The 19,887-nt window shown below is 71.2% G+C and carries 18 protein-coding genes and 1 pseudogene; 4 read left to right on the forward strand and 15 right to left on the reverse strand.

The window, feature by feature from the left end; all coding sequences use genetic code 11:
• Position 1 precedes the first annotated feature (1 nt).
• Entirely contained in the window at positions 2-730 is a 729-nt protein-coding gene (pepE, locus tag ACIHCX_RS37310; protein WP_400037711.1) for a dipeptidase PepE, read from the forward strand.
• Positions 731-767: 37 nt separating this feature from the next.
• On the opposite strand, the gene ACIHCX_RS37315 is transcribed toward pepE, so the two are convergent.
• The 7 genes from ACIHCX_RS37315 to ACIHCX_RS37345 all read right to left on the reverse strand — a co-directional run bounded on the left by ACIHCX_RS37315 (position 768) and on the right by ACIHCX_RS37345 (position 7,191).
• Entirely contained in the window at positions 768-1,532 is a 765-nt protein-coding gene (locus ACIHCX_RS37315) for an ABC transporter ATP-binding protein (RefSeq protein WP_400037713.1), read from the reverse strand.
• Positions 1,529-2,329 carry an ATP-binding cassette domain-containing protein gene (locus ACIHCX_RS37320; protein WP_400037715.1) on the reverse strand — a complete coding sequence of 267 codons (801 nt, stop codon included), beginning with the start codon at positions 2,327-2,329 and terminating at the stop codon, positions 1,529-1,531. The genes ACIHCX_RS37315 and ACIHCX_RS37320 overlap by 4 nt, the downstream gene beginning before the upstream one ends.
• Positions 2,326-3,204: an ABC transporter permease gene (locus ACIHCX_RS37325; protein WP_400037717.1), complete on the reverse strand. Its 879-nt coding sequence runs from the start codon at positions 3,202-3,204 to the stop codon at positions 2,326-2,328. The genes ACIHCX_RS37320 and ACIHCX_RS37325 overlap by 4 nt, the downstream gene beginning before the upstream one ends.
• Positions 3,201-4,166 carry an ABC transporter permease gene (locus ACIHCX_RS37330; protein WP_400037719.1) on the reverse strand — a complete coding sequence of 322 codons (966 nt, stop codon included), beginning with the start codon at positions 4,164-4,166 and terminating at the stop codon, positions 3,201-3,203. Before ACIHCX_RS37330 ends, ACIHCX_RS37325 begins: the two co-directional genes overlap by 4 nt.
• Entirely contained in the window at positions 4,166-5,686 is a 1,521-nt protein-coding gene (locus ACIHCX_RS37335; RefSeq protein ID WP_400037721.1) for an ABC transporter substrate-binding protein, read from the reverse strand. The genes ACIHCX_RS37330 and ACIHCX_RS37335 overlap by 1 nt, the downstream gene beginning before the upstream one ends.
• A gap of 45 nt (positions 5,687-5,731) precedes the next feature.
• Positions 5,732-6,460 (reverse strand): DUF1684 domain-containing protein, encoded by a 729-nt coding sequence (locus ACIHCX_RS37340; RefSeq protein WP_400037723.1) that lies wholly within the window; start codon positions 6,458-6,460, stop codon positions 5,732-5,734.
• A gap of 179 nt (positions 6,461-6,639) precedes the next feature.
• Positions 6,640-7,191 carry a DoxX family protein gene (locus ACIHCX_RS37345; protein WP_400037725.1) on the reverse strand — a complete coding sequence of 184 codons (552 nt, stop codon included), beginning with the start codon at positions 7,189-7,191 and terminating at the stop codon, positions 6,640-6,642.
• A gap of 207 nt (positions 7,192-7,398) precedes the next feature.
• Between ACIHCX_RS37345 and ACIHCX_RS37350 the strand changes: the two genes are divergently transcribed.
• From ACIHCX_RS37350 to ACIHCX_RS37360, 3 genes are all read left to right on the forward strand, one after another.
• The gene (locus ACIHCX_RS37350; protein WP_400037727.1) at positions 7,399-8,655 is read left to right on the forward strand and encodes an amidohydrolase; all 1,257 of its coding nucleotides are present in this window, start codon (positions 7,399-7,401) and stop codon (positions 8,653-8,655) included.
• A 206-nt stretch (positions 8,656-8,861) separates the two neighbouring features.
• Positions 8,862-9,236, forward strand: a complete 375-nt coding sequence (locus ACIHCX_RS37355) for a VOC family protein (RefSeq protein ID WP_400037729.1) — start codon at positions 8,862-8,864, stop codon at positions 9,234-9,236.
• 345 nt (positions 9,237-9,581) lie between these two features.
• Positions 9,582-11,972, forward strand: coding sequence for an ATP-binding cassette domain-containing protein (locus tag ACIHCX_RS37360; RefSeq protein WP_400037731.1), 2,391 nt, complete (start codon positions 9,582-9,584; stop codon positions 11,970-11,972).
• A gap of 82 nt (positions 11,973-12,054) precedes the next feature.
• On the opposite strand, the gene ACIHCX_RS37365 is transcribed toward ACIHCX_RS37360, so the two are convergent.
• From ACIHCX_RS37365 to ACIHCX_RS37400, 8 genes and pseudogenes are all read right to left on the reverse strand, one after another.
• Entirely contained in the window at positions 12,055-12,234 is a 180-nt protein-coding gene (locus tag ACIHCX_RS37365; protein WP_400037733.1) for a hypothetical protein, read from the reverse strand.
• Between the two features lie 52 nt (positions 12,235-12,286).
• Positions 12,287-13,984, reverse strand: coding sequence for an L-lactate permease (locus ACIHCX_RS37370; protein WP_400037735.1), 1,698 nt, complete (start codon positions 13,982-13,984; stop codon positions 12,287-12,289).
• A 49-nt stretch (positions 13,985-14,033) separates the two neighbouring features.
• Complete coding sequence (gene ggt, locus ACIHCX_RS37375) at positions 14,034-15,629, reverse strand: gamma-glutamyltransferase (protein WP_400037737.1); 1,596 nt, start codon at positions 15,627-15,629, stop codon at positions 14,034-14,036.
• A gap of 160 nt (positions 15,630-15,789) precedes the next feature.
• Complete coding sequence (gene moaA, locus ACIHCX_RS37380; protein WP_400037739.1) at positions 15,790-16,779, reverse strand: GTP 3',8-cyclase MoaA; 990 nt, start codon at positions 16,777-16,779, stop codon at positions 15,790-15,792.
• Between the two features lie 65 nt (positions 16,780-16,844).
• On the reverse strand, positions 16,845-18,233 hold the full coding sequence (locus ACIHCX_RS37385; protein WP_400037741.1) for an NAD(P)(+) transhydrogenase (Re/Si-specific) subunit beta: 1,389 nt from the start codon (positions 18,231-18,233) through the stop codon (positions 16,845-16,847).
• On the reverse strand, positions 18,226-18,546 hold the full coding sequence (locus ACIHCX_RS37390; protein ID WP_400037743.1) for an NAD(P) transhydrogenase subunit alpha: 321 nt from the start codon (positions 18,544-18,546) through the stop codon (positions 18,226-18,228). Before ACIHCX_RS37390 ends, ACIHCX_RS37385 begins: the two co-directional genes overlap by 8 nt.
• Complete coding sequence (locus ACIHCX_RS37395) at positions 18,543-19,637, reverse strand: Re/Si-specific NAD(P)(+) transhydrogenase subunit alpha (RefSeq protein WP_400037745.1); 1,095 nt, start codon at positions 19,635-19,637, stop codon at positions 18,543-18,545. The genes ACIHCX_RS37390 and ACIHCX_RS37395 overlap by 4 nt, the downstream gene beginning before the upstream one ends.
• Before the next feature lie 125 nt (positions 19,638-19,762).
• Positions 19,763-19,887, reverse strand: a pseudogene (locus ACIHCX_RS37400) (succinate--CoA ligase subunit alpha); the annotation flags it as partial.

Below are 19,887 nucleotides of genomic sequence, written 5' to 3' on the forward strand. Positions count from 1 at the left end.
CTTGAACCTGCTACTCCTGTCCAACTCCACCCAGTACGGCCGCGGTTACCTGGAACACGCCCTCGACACCGTGACCGCGTTCCTGCCGTCCCGGGCACGGCTCGCGTTCGTGCCGTACGCGCTCGCCGACCACGACGCCTACACCGCCAAGGTGCGCGACGCGCTCGCCGGGGCCGGTGTCGACGTGCACGGGGTGCACGAGGGCGGTGACCCGGTCGGCCGGCTCGCCGAGGCGGACGCCGTGTTCGTCGGCGGCGGCAACTCCTTCCGGCTGCTGAGCGCCCTGTACCGGACAGGCCTGCGGGACGCGCTGATCAAGGCGGTCGGGGACGGGCTGCCCTACATGGGCGCCAGCGCGGGCACCAACATGGCCGCTCCCACGCTGCGCACCACCAACGACATGCCGATCGTCCAGCCCCCGTCCTTCGAGGCGCTGGGTCTTGTCCCGTTCCAGATCAATCCGCACTACCTCGACCCCGACCCGGGCTCCACGCACAAGGGTGAGACGCGCGAGGAACGCCTGACGGAGTTCCTCGAGGAGAACGACGTGCCGGTGCTCGGCCTGCGCGAGGGCTCCTGGCTGCGCGTGGCCGGAACCCACGCCACGATCGGCGGCGAGAACAATGCGCGCCTCTTCCGCCGCGGCACGGCGCCGCGGGAGGTGCCGGTCGGCTCGGACGTGTCCGAACTGCTCACCGTCACACCGAAATACGACACGCCGGCGCGGTAGGCCGGGGAGAACACCCCGGGCGGGACGCGGTGGTGGGTCAGGACGGCAGGCGCGGCACGCTGTCGAGCAGGCGGCGGGTGTACGGGTGCGCGGGTCGGCCCAGAACCTGGGCGGTGTCGCCGTGTTCGACCACACGCCCGCGTTCCAGGACCGCGGTGCGCTCGCACAGGGAGGCGACGACCGAGAGGTCGTGGGAGACCATCACGAGGGTCAGTCCCTGCTCCTGCTTGAGCTCGGCCAGCAGGTCGACGACCTTCACCCGGGTGGTGACGTCGAGCGCGCTCACGGGTTCGTCGGCCAGCAGGATCCGCGGGGTGCAGACCGTGGCGCGGGCGATGGCGATCCGCTGGCGCTGGCCGCCGGAGAACTCGTGCGGATAGCGGTCCGCCGCGTCGGCCGGCAGGCCGACCCGCTCCAGGGCCGCGGCCACCTTCGGCCGGGCCGTGGCGCGGCTGTCGATGCCGAGGGAGAGCAGCGGCTCGGCCACCGTGGCGCCGATCCGGCGGCGCGGGTCGAGCGAGGAGTAGGGGTCCTGGAAGACGCACTGGACGCCGCGCCGGAAGCGGCGCATCTGTTCCCGGTTCCGCGGGGACAGTTCGGCGCCGTCGAAGCGGACCTGGCCCGCCGTGGGGCGGGCGAGGCCGAGCAGCAGCCGCAGCAGCGTGGTCTTGCCGGCCCCTGACTCGCCGACGAGCGCGAGACTGTGTCCGGCCTCGACCTCGAGGGAGACGTCCTCGACCACGTTGGCCGTACTGCCCCGGTAGCGCAGCGCGACGCCGGACAGTTCGAGTACGGGGGTCATGACGCGCTCCTCAGGTCCAGGGCGGATTCCAGGCGCCGGGCGCTCGCGACGAGGGCCTTGGTGTACTCCTCGCGGGGTGCGCCGACGATGGCGTCGACCGGGCCCTCCTCGACGGCCCGCCCGTCCTTCAGGACCAGGGCGCGGTCGGTCACCTTGGCCACCACGGCGAGGTCGTGGCTGACGAACAGCACCGCCATGTCCCGTTCCCGGACCAGCGTGTCGATGAGTTCCAGCATCTCCGCCTGCACGGACACGTCCAGGGCCGTGGTCGGCTCGTCCGCGATGAGCAGTTTCGGTGCACAGGCCAGCGCCATGGCGAGGGCCACCCGCTGGCGCTGCCCGCCGGAGATCTCGTGCGGGAACGCGCGGGCGATGCGCTCGGGGTCGGGCAGCCGGACCTGTGCGAGCGTGTCGGCCACGGCCCGCTGGAGGTCCTTGCCCTTCAGGCCGGTGCGCCTGCGCAGGGGCTCGGCGATCTGGCGGCCCACGCGCATCAGCGGGTCGAGCGCGGTGAGCGGCTCCTGGAAGACGACGGCCGCGTCCCGGCCGCGCAGGGAGGTGAGCCGCTTCTCGGGGGCGCCGATCACCTGGGTGCCGGCGAGTTCCACGCTGCCGGTGGCGGTCATGCCGTCGGGCAGCAGACCGAGCACGGCGAGCGTGGTCAGGGACTTGCCGGAGCCGGACTCGCCGATGAGGCCGAGGCGTTCACCACCGGCCACGGTGAAGGACAGGTCGTCGACCAGGGTCCGTCCGTCGCCGGTGCGGACGGTCAGCCCACGTACGTCGAGGAGGTTCACGCGCGCCTCCGGCGGGTGGCCGGGTCGAGGGTGTCGCGCAGGCCGTCGGCGATGAGGTTGACGCCGATGACGAGCAGGACGAGCAGGATGCCGGGGGCGAGGGCGCCCGCCGGAGCGGTGGTGAAGGTGGTCTGGGCCTCCTGGAGCATCCGGCCCCACGAGGCGTTCGGCGGGGGCGCCCCGAGCCCGAGGTAGGACAGTCCGGCCTCGGCCAGCACGGCGAGCCCGAACTGGAGGGCGAGGTTGACCACGAGGGTGGGCCAGATGTTGGGCAGGACGTGGCCGACCACGGTCCGCGGCCAGGAGGTGCCGGAAGTGCGGGCGGCGGTGATGTAGTCCCGCGCCAGAACGCGTTTGACGAGGATGCGCACCAGCCGGGCGACGACCGCGCTCTGCGCCAGGCCGATCGCGAGGACGGCGGAGCCGAGGGTCGCCGAGCGGGCGGCGACGATGAGCATCGCGAGCAGCAGCGTCGGGAAGGCGATGAGGATGTCGAGGAACGCCGAGAGCGTGTCGTCGAGCCAGCCCTGTGCGAACGCCGCGAGCACGCCGAGGGTGACGCCGATCGCGGCGGCGAGGAGCACCGACCCCAGGCCCGCCTCGACGGCGATCCGGGATCCGGTCATCACCTGGGTGAACAGGTCGCGCCCGAGTTTGTCGGTGCCCAGCAGATGCCCGTTCCCGGGACCGGCCAGCCGTCCGCCGGAGGTGTCGTCGGCGGGGTAGGGCAGCCAGAACAGGGAGACCAGGGCGAGCAGGGCGATGAGACCGGCCAGGACACAGCCGACGACGAGCGTGGCGGAGCGCCGCGAGCCCCGTCCGCGCGCCGACGTCTTCTCCGGGCGGGCGGTGGGCAGTGTGTCCTGCTGGGTCATCGGGCACCTCCGGAGAGTCGGCCGCGCAGGCGCGGGTCGATGATCCGCTGGACGAGGTCGGCGACGAAGCCGATGAGCAGCACGGCGAGGGTGGAGACGAACAGCACGCCCTGGATGACGGGGTAGTCGTGCTGTGCGATGGCGGTGGCGAGCAGGGAGCCGAGGCCGGGCAGCGCGTACACCGATTCCACGACGACCGCGCCGAGCAGGGTCGAGGCGAGTTCGATGCCGAGCACGGAGATGACCGGTACGGAGGCGTTGCGCAGGCCGTGGCGCCACATCGCCCCGGCGAAGGACGAGCCCAGGGCGCGAGCGGTGCGCAGGTGGTCGCTGCCGAGGACGTCGAGGGTGGCGGAGCGGACGTAGCGGATCAGCGACGCGCTCATCACCAGGGCGATGGTGACGACCGGCAGGACGAGGGAGCGGATCGCCTCGGCGGGCTCCGACCAGCCGTCCGGGGGGAAGCCGCCGGCCGGAAGCCAGCCGGCGTTCAGCGCGAACACGGCGATGAGGATCATGCCGAGCCAGAACACCGGGACGGCGATGCCCAGTTGGGACACGCCGCTGAGCAGCGCGCCGTACCAGGTGTGCCGCTTGTGCGCCGCGACGAACCCGGCGGGCACGGCGAGGACGACGGCGAGGGTGAACGCGGCCAGGGTCAGCGGCACGGTGACGCTCAGCCGGGAGGCGACCTCGGGTCCGACGGGCAGCGAGCTGACGAAGGAGGTGCCGAGGTCGCCGCTCGCCAACTGCCCGAGCCAGTGGACGAACTGCTCGGGCAGCGGCTTGTCGGAGCCGATGGAGTGCCGTGCCGCGGCGATCTGCTCCGGGCTCGCACCCACCGCGGTGAGTGCGTTGGCCGGGTCGCCGGGCAGCATGCGCAGCAGGACGAACAGCACCACGCTCGCCAGGGCCAGCGACACCAGGAGGAAGGCGAAGCGGCGCAGGAGATAGCGGGCCATCAGCCCTTCTTCTGGATGTCGTAGACGTAGAACTGCGAGTTGAGGCCGTTGAGCGGGTAGCCGGACAGCTTGCTGTTGGCGACGACGATCTGCGGGTACAGGTACAGCCAGTCACTGGCCGCGTCCTCGGCGGTCTTGCGGTTGACCTTCTTCAGCAGCTCGGTCTGCTCGGCGGTGGTGGAGGCCTCTTCGGCCTGGTTCACCCACTGGGTGACCTGCTTGTTGTCGTAGCCCCAGTAGAAGTCGGGGTTGCCGTACCAGACGAGGTCGCGGTCGTTGACGTGCTCCTGGAGGGTGGCCGAGAAGTCGTGGTTCTTGTAGACCTTCGTGTACCACTCGTCCGGCGTGATCGTGTTGATCCTGACGGTGACGCCGACCTTGGCGAGTTCGGACTTGATGAAGGTCGCGGCGGTGGGGTGCGGGTCGTAGTTGGGGGTGTCGAGGGTGAAGCTGAAGCCCTTGGCGTAGCCGGCCTCGGCGAGCAGCTTCTTGGCGCGCGCCGGGTCGTAGGCGTTGACCTTGGTGAGGTCCTCGTACCAGGGGTCGGTGGGCGGCACCATGGAGCCGATGAGCTTGCCGTAGCTGCCCCAGACCGACTCGAGGAGCTTCTTGTCGTCGATGGCGGAGGACACGGCCTGGCGCACCTTGACGTCGGTGAACGGCTTGGCCTTGTCGTTGAAGGCGAGCAGCAGCTTGGTGGTGGAGTCGCCGTCGTTGACCTTGTAGTTCTGGTTGCTCTTGAACTGGTCGAGGGCGTCGGGCGACTGCTCGCTGGTGACCACGTCGACGGCGTTGGTCAGCAGCGCGTTGTTCAGCGCGGTCGCGTCCTTGTAGTAGTGGAGGACGACCTTCTTGTTGCTGGCTGCCTTGCCCCAGTAGCCGGGGAACCGGTCCAGGACCAGGGCGGAGCCGCGGGTCCACTTGTCGAGCTGGTAGGGGCCGGTGCCGTCCTCGGTCGTCTTCAGGTTCTTGGCCTGGGAGTTGATGATCCAGACGTAGGAGAGGTTGTAGACGAAGGAGATCGACTTCTTCGACAGCGTGACCTTGACGGTCCGCGCGTCGGGGGTGGCGATGTCCTTGATGACCTCGAGGTTGGCCCTGCGGGCGGACTGGGAGTCGTCCGCGATGACCTTCTCCAGGCTGTACTTGACGTCTTCGCTGGTGAGGGCCTTGCCGCTGTGGAACTTCACGCCGTCGCGCAGGGTGAAGGTGTAGGTGAGTCCGTCACCGCTGACCTTGTAGTCCTGGGCGAGGAGCTTCTCGACCTTGCCGTCGTCGGTGAGCTTGAACAGCCCCTCGTAGACGTTGCCGTTGAGGGCCTCCGTCACGCCCTGGCCGCCGCCCGCGGTGTTGTCGAGGTTCTGCGGCTCGTAGAGGGAGCCGATGTTGACGGTGGCGTCCTTGTTCCAGGCGCCGCCCGAGGCGCTGCCGCCCGAGCCGGAGCCGCCGCAGGCGGTCAGGGTGAGGGCGAGGGCGGCCGCGGTGACGGTGGCGTACAGGGACGTCTTCTTGATGCTCATGGGTGAGGGCGCTTTCGTGCTGTGGTGCGGGAGGCTGCGGGGCGATCAGTGCTGGGCGGGGAAGCCGCCGCGGAAGACGGGGAGCTTCTCACCGGCCTCGACGGGCAGGTGGAAACGGTTCTGCCGCGGCGGCATCGGACAGTTGTACTGATCGGAGAATCCGCAGGGCGGCACGAAGGCACGGTTGAAGTCGAGCAGGACGCGGCCGTCGTCCTCGGTGCGCTGCACGAAGAGGAAGCGGCCGGCGCCGTAGGTGGTGTCGCCGTTGGTGGGGTCGCCGAAGACGAGCAGCAGGGTGCCGTCGTCGTCGAAGGCGCTGAGGGTGTGGGCGCGGCCGTCGACGGTGAGCGTGATGTCGCCGGGGACGACGAGGTCACGGGTGCCGCCGTTGTCCCGGATGTGCTCGAAGGGCACGCGCCGGGCGCCGGGCACGGGCGTGTAGGTCGCCTCGAGCACCCAGGCCGGGTCGTAGGGGAACACGTCGACCCGCTCGAAGTGGCGGATGGCGTCCGAGTCGGCGTCCCAGAACCGCAGGCCGTGCTCGGGCTCGCCGGTGACGAGGTCGGTGCGCTGGAGCGTGGTGACGGTCACCGTGTGCGGCTGCCCGGCATGCGCGGCCTCGGCGTCCGGGCGTTCACCGGCCGGCAGCCAGCGGGTCTCGACGAGGGCGAGGTTGCCCGTCGGCGAGGTGAGGGCCCGATGGCGCTCGGACCGCCATGCGTCCCACTCCCCCGCGGGGTCGGCAGTGGGCTGGTCGGTGAGGGGGTGGGACATGTCAGGACTCATTCGCGCAGCGTTCGTCGGCATCACGCCGCAGATGTCACGCCGCGTGAATTGATGGCCAAAGCGTCACCTTTATCTTCTATAAGACTCTCTAATGTCAAATGAGATCCACAGGTCGGACAGCGGTCCGGACGACAGACCGGGCACGGCCTGCCGTCCGGAGCCCGGCGTCAGTGACGCAGCAGCAGGGTGACGCCGGCCACGACGGCGCCGAGCACGAGCGCGGCGACACCGTGGGTGACGCGGTGCGAGCGCAGTCCGGGCAGCAGGCGGTCCACGGCGATCCGGCCGGGCCCGGTGAGGGCGAGTGCCACCGCGGACAGGGCGATGAGGAGCTCGTACTCGACGCCCTGCGGGGCGAAGAAGCCGCCACCCCACTTGACGGAGATCGCGTTGACCAGCGTGCCGGCGACGGCCGCGGCGGCAAGCGGGGTGAGCAGGCCGAGCACGAGACCGAGCCCGCCGAGGGTCTCACTGAGCCCGGCCACGACGGCGAACGCCCTGGGTGAGGGGTAGCCGGAAGCGGCGAAGAACTGCCCGGTGCCGTCGACACCGCCTCCGCCGAACCAGCCGAACAGCTTCTGGGTGCCGTGCGCGGCCATGGTCAGACCGAGCGCGAGGCGCAGGACGAGCAGGCCGGCGTCGTAGGCATGGACGGGGGCCGCCGGGGCCTCCTCCGGCGCGGCGGAGGGGCGGGACAGGGCGGCGTCAGGAGTGGTCAAGGTGGGGGCTCCTCGCGGGTCGGGCGGCGGGGTCCAACGGCGCTGGGCGGCGGAACCCCGGTTTCGCTTGAATCTTCAAGCTAACCCAGGTGGCAGCAGTGCTCCAACTTTCAAGCAGCCTGACGTGGCGCCGACCGGGCTGCCACGCCCCCGGGCAATGTGGTTACGTCGGAGGTGTCGGCCTCCGCCGGTCGAAGGGGCATCACGATGACCGCACACGAGTCGACCCGGCAGGTCCTGACCGGCCTGGACACCGCCCTCACCGAGGACCTCGAAGCGCTCTACCAGGACCTGCACGCCCACCCCGAGCTGTCCTTCGAGGAGCACCGCACGGCCGCCGAGGTCTCCCACCGCGCACGGGACCTCGGGTACGAGGTCACCGAGGGCGTCGGGCGCACCGGCGTCGTGGCCAGGCTGGTGAACGGCCGGGGCCCGACCGTGCTGCTGCGCGCCGACTTCGACGCGCTGCCCGTCACCGAGCGGACCGGACTGCCGTACGCGTCGACGAACGAGGGCGTCATGCACGCCTGCGGCCACGACGTGCACGTCACCTGCCTGTTGGGCACCCTGGCGCTCCTGGCGGGCGCCCGCGACCGGTGGTCGGGCACCGTGCTGGCCGTGTTCCAGCCGGCCGAGGAGCTGGGCCAGGGCGCCCAGGCCATGGTCGACGACGACCTGTACGCCCGGTTCGGCACCCCCGACGTCGTCCTCGGCCAGCACGTGATGTCACTCCCGGCCGGTACCGTCGCCTGCCATCCCGGTCTCGCCTTCGCCGCCACCGACGCGCTGGAGGTGCGCATGTTCGGGCGCGGAGCCCACGCGTCCATGCCGGAGGCGGCGATCGACCCGGTGGTGATGGCGGCCTCCACCGTGATGCGGTTGCAGACCGTGGTCTCCCGCGAGATCGCCTCCGCGGACCGGGCCGTGGTCACCGTCGGCGCCCTGCAGGCCGGCACCAAGGACAACATCATCCCGGACGAGGCCCGGCTCCAGCTCAACATCCGCACCTACACCCAGCAGGTCCGCCGGACCGTCCTGGGCGCGGTGGAGCGCATCGTCCGCGGCGAGGCGGCGGCCGCCGGGGCGCAGCAGGATCCCGAGATCAGCACGCTGCACACCTTCCCGCTGATGGTCAACGACGAGGAGGCGTGCGCCCGCACCATGGCCGCCGTCGGTGACGTGATCGGCCACGACAGGCTGAGCGACCCGGGTGCCTCCTCCGGCAGTGAGGACGTCGGCATCTTCGGCACCAGCGCGAACGTGCCGGTCTGCTACTGGCTGCTCGGCGGCGTCGATCCCGACGTCTACGCCCGGGCGGAGGCCGCGGGCACCACGAGCCGTGACATCCCGCAGAACCACTCGCCGTTCTTCGCGCCCGTCATGCGGCCCACCCTCACCAACGGCGTCACGGCGCTGACCACCGCGGCCCTCGCGTGGCTCGGCCCGGCCCCGCATTCCGCGTGAGCCACCCGCACGGAAGCCGGATCAAGTAGGGTCACCCGATGTGAACACCGGACCGGCGATACGCCACTCACGGATGGGCCACCCGGTGGTGGGCTGATCGCACCGCGGGTGCGGAGAAGGCACCCCCTGGGTTCGGCACGCGGACCTCCCCGTGCTCGGCAGCACGACGCATCCGCTTCCATGCCGAACCACAGTCAGGTCAGCGAATGACAGCCACGTTCAACCACACCATCATCGCCTCCAAGGACCGCGAGGAGTCGGCCCGCTTCTTCCGAGAACTGCTCGAAGTGGCGGCGGCGCCGTCCTGGGGCCCGTTCACCAACATCCGGCTCGCCGACGGCGTGCTGCTCCAGTTCGCGGAGCCGCCGGTCGAGATCCAGATGCAGCACTACGCGTTCCTGGTCGACGACGACCTGTTCGACCGGGCGTATCAGCGGCTGTGCGACCGCGGCATCGAGCACTGGGCCGATCCGCACCTGCAGTGCCCCGGCGAGATCAACCACGAGCACGGCGGCCGAGGGGTCTACTTCAAGGACCCCGCCGGTCACGGGATCGAGCTGATCACCCGCCCCTACCTGTAACCGGGAAAGAGCCCGGCCGGGCACCCGCAGCGGGTGCCCGGCCGGACGGGTCAGGAACGGGATGCCCGGCCGGACGGGTCAGGAATGGAGAAGCGCCGGGCGCCGGGCTGTCGGTAGCGTGGGGCCGAGCCGTCCGGCGATCACGGGGATGAGCTGCGCGGATGCGCCGACTTCCCGGCTGGGCGGGTGCGCGGGGGAGAAATGCGTGGATAATGCCTTGGTTCTCGCGCGGAGCGCGACCCGGTGGGCGTCGGCAGGACGCACGTCGCGCCGGCCCGGCACCGCCGCTCAGGCGGACATCCACCGTCGCCGCGAAGGCGGCCCAGCCTCACAGATGGAGACACGATGAGCAAGGCCACGAAGGCGGACACCCCGTCGCCCGAGCCGCACGCTGCGGACAGCCACGATCTGATCCGCGTGCACGGCGCGCGCGAGAACAACCTCAAGGACGTCAGCATCGAGATCCCGAAGCGGCGTCTGACGGTGTTCACCGGAGTCTCCGGCTCGGGCAAGAGCTCACTGGTGTTCGACACGATCGCCGCCGAGTCCCAGCGGCTGATCAACGAGACCTACAGCGCCTTCGTGCAGGGCTTCATGCCGACGCTGGCCCGGCCCGAGGTCGACGTCCTCGACGGGCTGACGACCGCGATCATCGTCGACCAGCAGCGGATGGGCGGCGACCCCCGCTCCACGGTCGGCACCGCCACCGACGCCAACGCGATGCTGCGCATCCTCTTCAGCCGGCTCGGGCAGCCGCACATCGGCTCGCCCAAGGCGTTCTCCTTCAACGTGCCCTCGATCAGCGGGGCGGGCGCGGTCACCGTGGAGCGCGCCGGGAAGACCGTGAAGGAGCGGCGCAGCTTCAGCATCACCGGCGGTATGTGCCCGCGCTGCGAGGGCCGCGGCAAGGTCTCCGACGTCGACCTCACCCAGCTCTACGACGACTCCAAGTCGCTCACCGAGGGCGCGCTGACCATCCCCGGCTACAAGCCGGGCGGCTGGAACTACCGGCTCTACAGCGAGTCCGGCTTCTTCGACGCGGACAAGCCGATCCGCAAGTACACCAAGCAGGAACTGCAGGACTTCCTGCACCGCGAGCCGACCAGGATGAAGATCGCGGGCATCAACATGACCTACGAGGGTCTGATCCCGAGGATCCAGAAGTCGATGCTCTCCAAGGACCGGGAGGCGATGCAGCCGCACATCCGGGAGTTCGTGGACCGGGCGATCACCTTCACCGACTGCCCCGAGTGCGGGGGCACCCGGCTCAGCGAGGCGGCACGGTCGTCGCGGATCGACGGGACCAGCATCGCGGACGCCTGCGCGATGCAGATCAGCGATCTGGCCGCATGGGTCCGCGGCCTGGACGAGCCTTCGATGGCGCCGCTGCTCGCCACGTTGCAGCAGACCCTCGACTCGTTCGTGGAGATCGGCCTCGGCTACCTCTCGCTCGACCGCCCGTCGGGCACGCTGTCGGGCGGCGAGGCGCAGCGCGTGAAGATGATCCGCCACCTCGGCTCCTCGCTCACCGACGTGACCTACGTCTTCGACGAGCCCACCACCGGCCTGCACCCGCACGACATCCAGCGGATGAACGGCCTGCTGCTGCGGCTGCGGGACAAGGGCAACACCGTGCTCGTGGTGGAGCACAAGCCGGAGACCATCGCGATCGCCGACCACGTCGTCGACCTCGGTCCCGGTGCCGGTACGGCGGGCGGCGCCGTCTGCTTCGAGGGCAGCGTCGACGGGCTGCGGGCCAGTGGCACCCTCACCGGCCGCCACCTCGACGACCGGGCCTCCCTCAAGAAGACGGTGCGCACGCCCACCGGCACGCTGGAGATCCGTGGCGCCAACGCGCACAACCTGCGCGGCGTCGACGTCGACATACCGCTGGGGACGCTCGTCGTCGTCACCGGTGTCGCCGGTTCCGGCAAGAGCTCGCTCGTGCACGGGTCGATCCCGGCCGGCGCGGGTGTGGTGTCGGTCGACCAGGGCTCGATCCGCGGCTCCCGGCGCAGCAACCCGGCGACGTACACCGGGCTGCTCGAACCGATCCGCAAGGCCTTCGCCAAGGCCAACGGGGTGAAGCCGGCGCTGTTCAGCGCCAACTCCGAGGGCGCCTGCCCCACGTGCAACGGCGCCGGCGTCATCTACACCGACCTGGCGATGATGGCCGGCGTGGCCACCACGTGCGAGGAGTGCGAGGGGAAGCGGTTCGACGCGTCGGTCCTCGAGTACCACCTCGCCGGCCGTGACATCAGCGAGGTGCTGGCGATGCCGGTGGCGGAGGCCGAGGAGTTCTTCGGCGCCGGGGAGGCCCGCACACCGGCCGCGCACCGCGTCCTCGGCCGGCTCGCCGACGTCGGGCTCGGCTACCTCACCCTGGGACAGCCGCTCACCACCCTGTCCGGCGGCGAGCGGCAGCGGCTCAAGCTGGCCACCCACATGGCCGAGAAGGGCGGCGTCTACGTCCTCGACGAGCCGACCGCCGGTCTGCACCTCGCCGACGTCGAGCACCTGCTCGGCCTGCTCGACCGGCTCGTCGACTCCGGAAAGTCGGTCATCGTCGTCGAGCACCACCAGGCGGTCATGGCGCACGCGGACTGGATCATCGACCTCGGTCCCGGTGCCGGCCACGACGGCGGCCGGGTCGTCTTCGAGGGCACGCCGGCCGACCTCGTCGCCGCCCGCTCCACCCTCACCGCACAGCACCTCGCGACGTACGTCGGCGCCTGACCTCGGTTCGGTTGCCCCGTGGGCGGGTTCGCGCGCGTACGCCGCGACCCGCCCCACGGAGCCGCTCGGGTGCCGGGTGGCCTCAGGCCCGCGGACGGGAGACGTACCGCAGGGCGGGCGAGATCAGCATGCTCGCGGCGAAGACGGTGAGTCCGGCGACCGACAGGGCCGCCATCCGGTGGGTGCCGCCGATGTAGAGGAGGGGCAGCGCGGCGACCGCCGCGAGGCTCGACCAAGCTTGGGCGCGTGCGGTGCTGTTCATGCGTTTCTCCGTTTCGTCGGGTGAGCGGGATCCGTCGGGCGAGCGGGATCCGTCAGGCGAGCAGGAAGAGCGGCAGTCCGACCAGGGCCGTGGTGATGAGGGTCAACGGCAGGGTCCTGCGCAGGATCTGCCCCTCGCGCCCGCCGATCCCGGCGGTGGTGGTGCCGAGCAGGATCTTGCTCGGGGAGATCATCGTGCCCAGCGCGCCCCCGGTCGTCTGGGCGCTGAGGACGTGGGCGGTGCTGAGCCCGCCGGCCTGGGCGGTGGTCTGCTGGAAGGCGCCGAACAACAGGTTGCTGGAGAGGTTGGAGCCGGTGATGAAGGTGCCGAAGACGCCGATGTACGGCGCGAGGAGCAGGTAGATTCCGCTGGTCCAGGCGGCGACCTTGGTCGCGAGGACGTCGGCCTGGCCGGAGCCCTGCATCACCGAGGCCATCGCCACCAGGGTCACCACGGCGATCGTCGGGCCGATCGCCTTCTCCACGGTGCCGCTGAGGATCGGCCGCCAGGCCCGGTCGCGGAGGTGTCCCTTGCGCCGGTAGAGGGCGTAGCTGATCGCGGCGGTGACGAGAAGGAGCGTCCCGGCGTGCGTCAGAAGCACCAGTTTCGACGTCGACGCCGGGGTGGTGAACCCGAGCCCGGTCGTGACCTCGGGGAACCGCACGTCGATGGTCGGCCTGCTCAGCAGGTTCTTCAGCGGCCCGATCAGCAGGACGACCCCGGTCACCGCGAGCAGGGTGGAGTAAGGGATGAACGCGGTGTTCAGCGACATCGCGGGCGCCGCGGCACCGGGCTCGCCCGCGGACGACATCGCCGCGGTGACCGGGCCCCGTACGCCGTCGCCGGCCGAGGCGCGCCCGGGCTCCGCTGTGCTCGGGTCCGCCTGGTCGGGCGGCGCGCCGGCGGCGGCCGACCCGCCCACCTCGAACACCGGGCTGTTCGCCACCCGGGAGGGGCGGCGGTAGAGGGGCAGCCGGGCGAGGCCGGCGATGACGAGCAGGCCGACGAGGCCGGCGGCGAAGCCGTTCAGCGTGTCGTCCCACTGGGACAGCGCCAGCATGGCGCCACCGTGTGCCAGCGAGATCACCGCGACCGCCGGCAGCCCCTCCCACAGACCCCGGAGGCGGCCGTAGAGCCAGCAGATGGTCAGGCCGCCGACGAGGTTGACCATCCACAGCAGCAGGGAGGTCTGGATCGCCGTGGTGGCGTTCTGAGCCGGTGACAGGTGCGTGACCTGCCTCATGCCGATCCAGGCGGCCGACAGGGTGCCGAAGGTGTTGTTCCAGGCGTGTCCGACCAGCGCGATCACCACCGCGTGGAGCGGACGGACACCGATGCCGACCAGCAGCGGGGCGCACACCGCGATGGGCACGCCGAAACCGGTGATGCCCTGGAGGAAGGAGGCGAAGACCCAGCCGATCGCCATGACCTGGAGGAGCGGATGGACGAACATGCGCGTCATGCCCCGCTGGAACGGGGTGAACGCGTCCGCCTCCTTGGCGACCTCGTAGATGAGGATCGCCGACAGGATGACGTAGACGATGGTGACGGCTTCGACGACTCCCTTGACCGTCTGCAGTCCGACGGCGTCCAGGCGCAGGTGGAACACCGTCAGCGCGGTCACCGAGGCCACCAGCCATCCCAGCGCACCGGCTTCCGCCGCGCCCCAGCCCCGCGCGATCATCAGGAAGAGCAGCAGGGCGAGCGGGGCCAGCGAGGCAGCCCAGAGCCAGATGCTCGCGTTTTCCATTCCCGGGGTCTCCTCTCGTCCGGTCGTCCGGCTGTCACGAGGTCGGGCGTCACCAGCCGAGAGCGAGGCCGTCGCCGCGCGGGTCCGCGCCGCCCATGAGGACGTCGTCGGTGACGCGGATGGCCTGGGCGTGCCCCATCACGCCGTCCCAGCTGCCGACCTCGCGGACCGGATGTCCCCAGGTGCGCAGTTCGTCGAGCGTCCCGGAGGAGAAGCGGTCCTCCATCCGGAGGTCGCGTCGCTCGTCCCCCCAGGTGCGGCCGTACAGCCAGCGGGGCGCGTCGATGGCCGTCTGGACGTCCCTGCCGAAGTCGACCACCCGGGTGACCAGGGCGTTCGATGTCTGCGGCTGGCCCTCGCCGCCCATGGTCCCGTAGACGAGGTCCAGGTTCCCGTCCCGGAAGAGCATGCCGGGCATCAGGGTGTGGAAGGTCCGCTTGCCGGGTTCGAGGCGGTTCGGGTGTGCCTCGTCCAGGGAGAAGAACGATCCCCGGTTGTGCATCAGCACCCCGGTCCGGCCGGCGATGAACCCGGAGCCGAACTCGTGGTACAGGCTCTGGATCACCGAGACCGCGTTGCCGGCCGAGTCCACCACGACGCTGCACGTGGTGTCGCCGCCCATCCGCGCCCCCGGTCGCGCGGGGGCCGGCCGGGGCGCCACGCGTCTGCTCAGTTCGGCGGCGTAGTCCTTGGACAGCAGGTGCCCCAGGGGGATGTCGTGGAAGTCGGGGTCGGTGAGGTACCGGTCCCGGTCGGCGAACGCCAGGCGGGTCGCCTCCACCAGCAGGTGGACGTACTCGGGGCTGGTGTCGGTCATGGAGCCGAGGTCGAAGTTCTCGACGATGTTCAGGGCCATCAGATGCGCGAAGCCCTGCGAGTTCGGCGGGGCCTGGTAGCAGCGGTACCCGCGGTACGTCGTGGAGAGCGGTTCGGTCCACTCCGACCGGTGCGCGGCCAGGTCCTCGGTGGTGAGCAGACCACCGGCCTGTTGCAGGCTGGTCGCGATCTCCTCGGCCACGGGGCCCTCGTAGAAGCCGGGCCGGCCCTTCTCCGCCACGGTCTCGAGCGTTTCGGCCAGCTGCGGCAGCGCGAGGACGTCCGCCATGGTCGGGGGCCGGTCCTGCGGCAGCAGCGTGCTTCGGGTGAGCGGATGGGCGCTGAGGACGTGTGCGACCTCGGCGGCGCAGGCGGCGTAGCTGTCGCAGACGGCGAAGCCCTCCCGGGCGTAGGTGATGGCCGGCTGGAGCACGCGGGCGAGCGGGAGGCTGCCGAAACGTTCGTGCGCGGTGCACCAGCTGTCGACGGCGCCCGGCACGGTCACCGCGGCGAGCGGCCCCCGGGTGGGGATCTCCCGGTGGTCGCGCTGCCGGAAGTACGCACGGGTCGCGTGGGCGCCGGCCCGCCCGCTGCCGTTGAGCGCGTGGACCCGGCCCGTGGCGGCGTCGTGGACCAGCCAGAAGGCGTCGCCGCCCGGTCCCGTCATGTGCGGGTACACCACGCCGAGCGTCGCGTTGACGGCGATCGCGGCGTCCACGGCCGTACCCCCCTCCTGCAACACCCGGAGGCCGGCTGTGGAGGCGAGGTAGTGCGGGGTGCTGACCATTCCGTTGCGCGCCAGGGCGACCGGGCGGGTGGTGCGCGTCATACCGACTCCTCCGAGGGCTCAGATTGCATACGATATGCGGTAGGCAGTATTCTCAAATCTGGACGATCCCCTGTCCAGAGGTCGTACCGAATCTTTCTCCCGGCGCCGCAGCACACACCCAGGTCTGCCGGCTTGCCCCTTCCGTGACCTGCTTTTCCGTCTAGCCGCCGATGGCGGACATCGGGCGCCGGGGCTGGAGGAAGGACGGGTCGTCGAGGCCGGAGCCCGCCTTCTTGCCCAGCGTCGCCGCCCGCCACAGGGCGGCGATCTCCGCGTCGGACGCCCCGGCGCGCAGCGCGGTGCGCAGGTCGGTCTCCTCCCGGGCGAACAGGCAGGTGCGGACCTGGCCGTCCGCGGTGAGCCGGGTTCGGTCACAGGCCCGGCAGAAGGGCCTGGTCACCGAGGCGATCACCCCCACCGCGGCCGGTCCGCCGTCGACCAGCCACCGTTCCGCGGGGGCCGAACCGCGCTCACCCCGCCGCTCGGGGGTGAGGGAGAAGCACGCGGCAAGCCTGCGCAGGATCTCCTCGGCGGTCACCATCCGCTCGCGCTGCCAGCCGTGTTGGGGATCCAGCGGCATCTGCTCGATGAACCGCAGGTGGTAACCGTGCCGGACGGCCCAGGCCAGCAGCTCGGCCGGCTCGTCGTCGTTGACGTCGCGCATCAGCACCGCGTTGATCTTCACCGGTTCCAACCCGGCCTCGCCCGCCGCGGCCAGCCCGGCCAGCACCTCACGGTGCCGGTCGCGGCGGGTGAGCGCCTTGAAGCGGTCCGGGCGCAAGGTGTCCAGCGAGACGTTGACCCGGTCGAGCCCGGCCTCGCGGAGCGCGCCCGCGGTGCGGGCCAGCCCGATCCCGTTGGTGGTCAGCGACAGCTCCGGGCGCGGGGTGAGCGCGGCGCAGCGGGCGAGGATCCCGGCCAGGCCGAGGCGCAGCAGCGGCTCCCCACCGGTGAAGCGCACCTCGGTGACGCCCAGGTCGGTGACCGCGATTCCCACCAGCCGGACGACCTCGTCGTCGGTGAGCAGCCGGGAGCGGGCCAGCCAGTCCGGCCCCTCCTCGGGCATGCAGTAGGTGCACCGCAGGTTGCAGCGGTCGGTCAGCGAGACCCGTAGATCGGTGGCGATCCGACCGTGGGTGTCGAGCAGCATGGGGTCCGCCTCCCTCGGTGGCGACACATGGGGCGGCCAGACACCTCGTGCCCGGCCGCCCCCCGTCACAGGGCCTTGAGTTCCTCGGTGATCTCGGCGACGGAGGACTTCGCGTCGCCGAAGAGCATCGACGTCCTGGCGTCGAAGTACAGCTCGTTCTCGATGCCGGCGAACCCGGGGTTCATCGAGCGCTTGAGCACGATGACCGACCTGGCGTGGTCCACGTTGAGGATCGGCATCCCGTAGATCGGCGAGCTGGGGTTCGAGCGGGCGGCCGGGTTGGTGACGTCGTTCGCGCCGATCACCAGGGCCACGTCGGTGCGGCCGAACTCCCCGTTGATGTCGTCCATCTCCCTGAGCTGTTCGTAGGGCACGTCGGCCTCGGCGAGCAGGACGTTCATATGGCCGGGCATGCGTCCGGCGACCGGGTGGATGGCGTGCTTGACCTCCACCCCGCGGGCCTCCAGCAGGCCGGCCATCTCGCGTACGGCGTGCTGCGCCTGCGCCACGGCCATGCCGTAGCCGGGGACGACGACCACCTGGCTCGCGTAGGCCATCTGGATGGCGACGTCGGCCGCGCTGGTCCGCCGTACCGTCTGGTCCGCCGGGCCGCCTCCCGGTCCCGCGGCGGCGCCGGTCCCGCCGAACCCGCCGGCGACGACGGCCGGGATCGAGCGGTTCATCGCCTTGGCCATCAGATCGGTCAGGATGGTGCCGGACGCTCCGACGATCATGCCCGCGACGATCATCGCCGTGTTGTCCAGCGCCAGGCCGGTGGCCGCGGCGGACAGTCCGGTGAAGGCGTTGAGCAGCGAGATCACCACCGGCATGTCGGCGCCGCCGATCGGCAGCACCACCATCACGCCGAGCACCGCCGCGGAGACCAGCACACCGACGATCAGCGCCTCGGAGGCGTGGCCCAGGCCGATGCCGACCGCGCAGGCCACCGAGACCAGCAGCAGCGCCAGGTTGAGCGGCTGCTGGCCCCGGCCGAGACTGATCGGCCTGCCCGGCAGGATCTCCTGGAGCTTGCCGAAGGCGATGAGCGAGCCCCAGAAGGAGAGCGAGCCGACGATCGCGGCGAACAGCGAGGTGACGACGACGTGGCCGGGCTGAGCCGCGTAGCCGTGGCTGTCGCGGAACTCCACCCAGGAGATCAGGGCGACGGCGCCGCCGCCCACGCCGTTGAACAGCGCCACCATCTGCGGCATCGCGGTCATCTTGACCCGCCGGGCCGCCGGTACGCCGATCACCGTGCCCAGGACCAGGCCGAACGCGATCAGCAGCCAGTTGCCCGTCCCGGGGGTCAGCAGGGCGGCCACGGTGGCGAGCAGCATGCCCGCCGCCGCCGTGAGGTTGCCGCGTACGGCCGTCCGCGGTCCGGTCAGGCCCATCAGGCCGTGGATGAACAGGGCGAACGCGACGATGTAGAGAATCGTGATCAGGTCATCCACGGCCGACCGCGTCCTTTCCGGCTCCGGCGCCGTCCGGCGCCTTCTTGAACATGCCGAGCATGCGGTCGGTCACCAGGAACCCGCCGACCACGTTGATCGCGCCGAACACGATCGCGACGACGAGCAGCACCCGCTCGAAGGGGCCCGACGCGGAACGGCCGAGCAGGATCAGGCCGCCGAGCAGGACGATGCCGTGGATGGCGTTGGTGCCGGACATGAGCGGAGTGTGCAGGGTGTTGGGCACTTTGGAGATCACCGCGAAGCCGACGAATCCGGCCAGCACCAGGATCGCCAGGTCGGCCAGGAACATCATCGGGCCTCCGTGAGCTGGTCGCTGTTCTGGGTCACACAGCAGGCGGCGAGGATCTCGTCCCCCAGGTCCGGTGCGAACTCGCCGTCGGTCAGCATGAGTTCGAGCAGTGCCTGGACGTTGCGCGCGTACAGTTCGCTGGCGTGCTCGGGCAGCGTCGCCGGCAGGTTCAGCGGCGCCGCGACCGTGACGTCGTGCCACACCACGGTCTCCCCCGGTGTGGTGAGTTCGCAGTTGCCGCCCGTCTCCCCGGCGAGGTCGACGACGACGCTGCCGGGCCGCATCCGCCGTACGGCCTCGGCGGTGACCAGCTGGGGCGCCGGGCGTCCCGGGACCAGCGCCGTCGTGATCACCACGTCGAAGCCGGCGATCGCCTCGCTCAACCGCCGCTGCTGCTCGGCCTGTTCCTCTTCGGTCAGGGCACGGGCGTACCCTCCCTCGCCGGATGCCTCGACACCCAGCTCCAGCCACTGCGCGCCGAGCGAGCGGACCTGCTCGGCGACCTCGGGCCGTACGTCGAAGCCGGTGGTGCGGGCGCCGAGGCGTTTGGCGGTGGCCAGCGCCTGGAGCCCCGCGACGCCCACCCCGAGTACCAGGACCGTGGCCGGCTTCACCGTTCCGGCGGCCGTGGTGAGCATCGGGAAGAAACGGGTGGCGTTCTGGGCGGCGGCCAGCACCGCCTGGTAGCCGGCGACATTGGCCTGCGAGGAGAGCGCGTCCATGGACTGCGCGCGGGAGATGCGCGGAACGGCCTCCATGGCGAAGCCCGCGACACCGGTCAGGCGCAGCTGCTCGGCGACCTCCGGCCTGGTCAGCGGCGCCAGGAAGCCGATCACGGCGGATCCCGGGCTCAGCAGGCCGATCTCGTGGGGTGTCGGCGGGTTCACCTTGACCACGACGTCGGCGGCCCACGGTTCTCCGATGGCGGCCCCGGACCGCTCGTACTGCTCGTCGGGGATCAGCGCCCCGGCGCCGGCCCCGGCCTCCACCACGACGGAGAGGCCCGCGGCACGCAGCCGTTCGACGACTTTGGGCACCAGCGCGACGCGGCGTTCGCCCGTCGCGGTCTCCCGGGGGACTCCGATCAGTGTCATGTTCCTCTTCCCGGCTGTGAGGGGGTTCCCGGCTGTGAGGGGGCGGGGCCTTCGCCGTCGGACGACGTGCCGCCGTCCGGTGCGGACCAGGCCGCGGCGAGCTTGTTCTTCGGGGGGTTCACGCGTCACACCGCCTGCCGGGCCAGTGCCGCGGCCTCGGTCGGGGTCTTGCCGACCTTGACGCCCGCGGCCTCGAGGGCCTCCTTCTTGGCCTGGGCCGTGCCGGAGGAACCGGAGACGATGGCACCCG

The organism is Streptomyces sp. NPDC052043 (assembly GCF_044548235.1).
Lineage (GTDB): Bacteria > Actinomycetota > Actinomycetes > Streptomycetales > Streptomycetaceae > Streptomyces.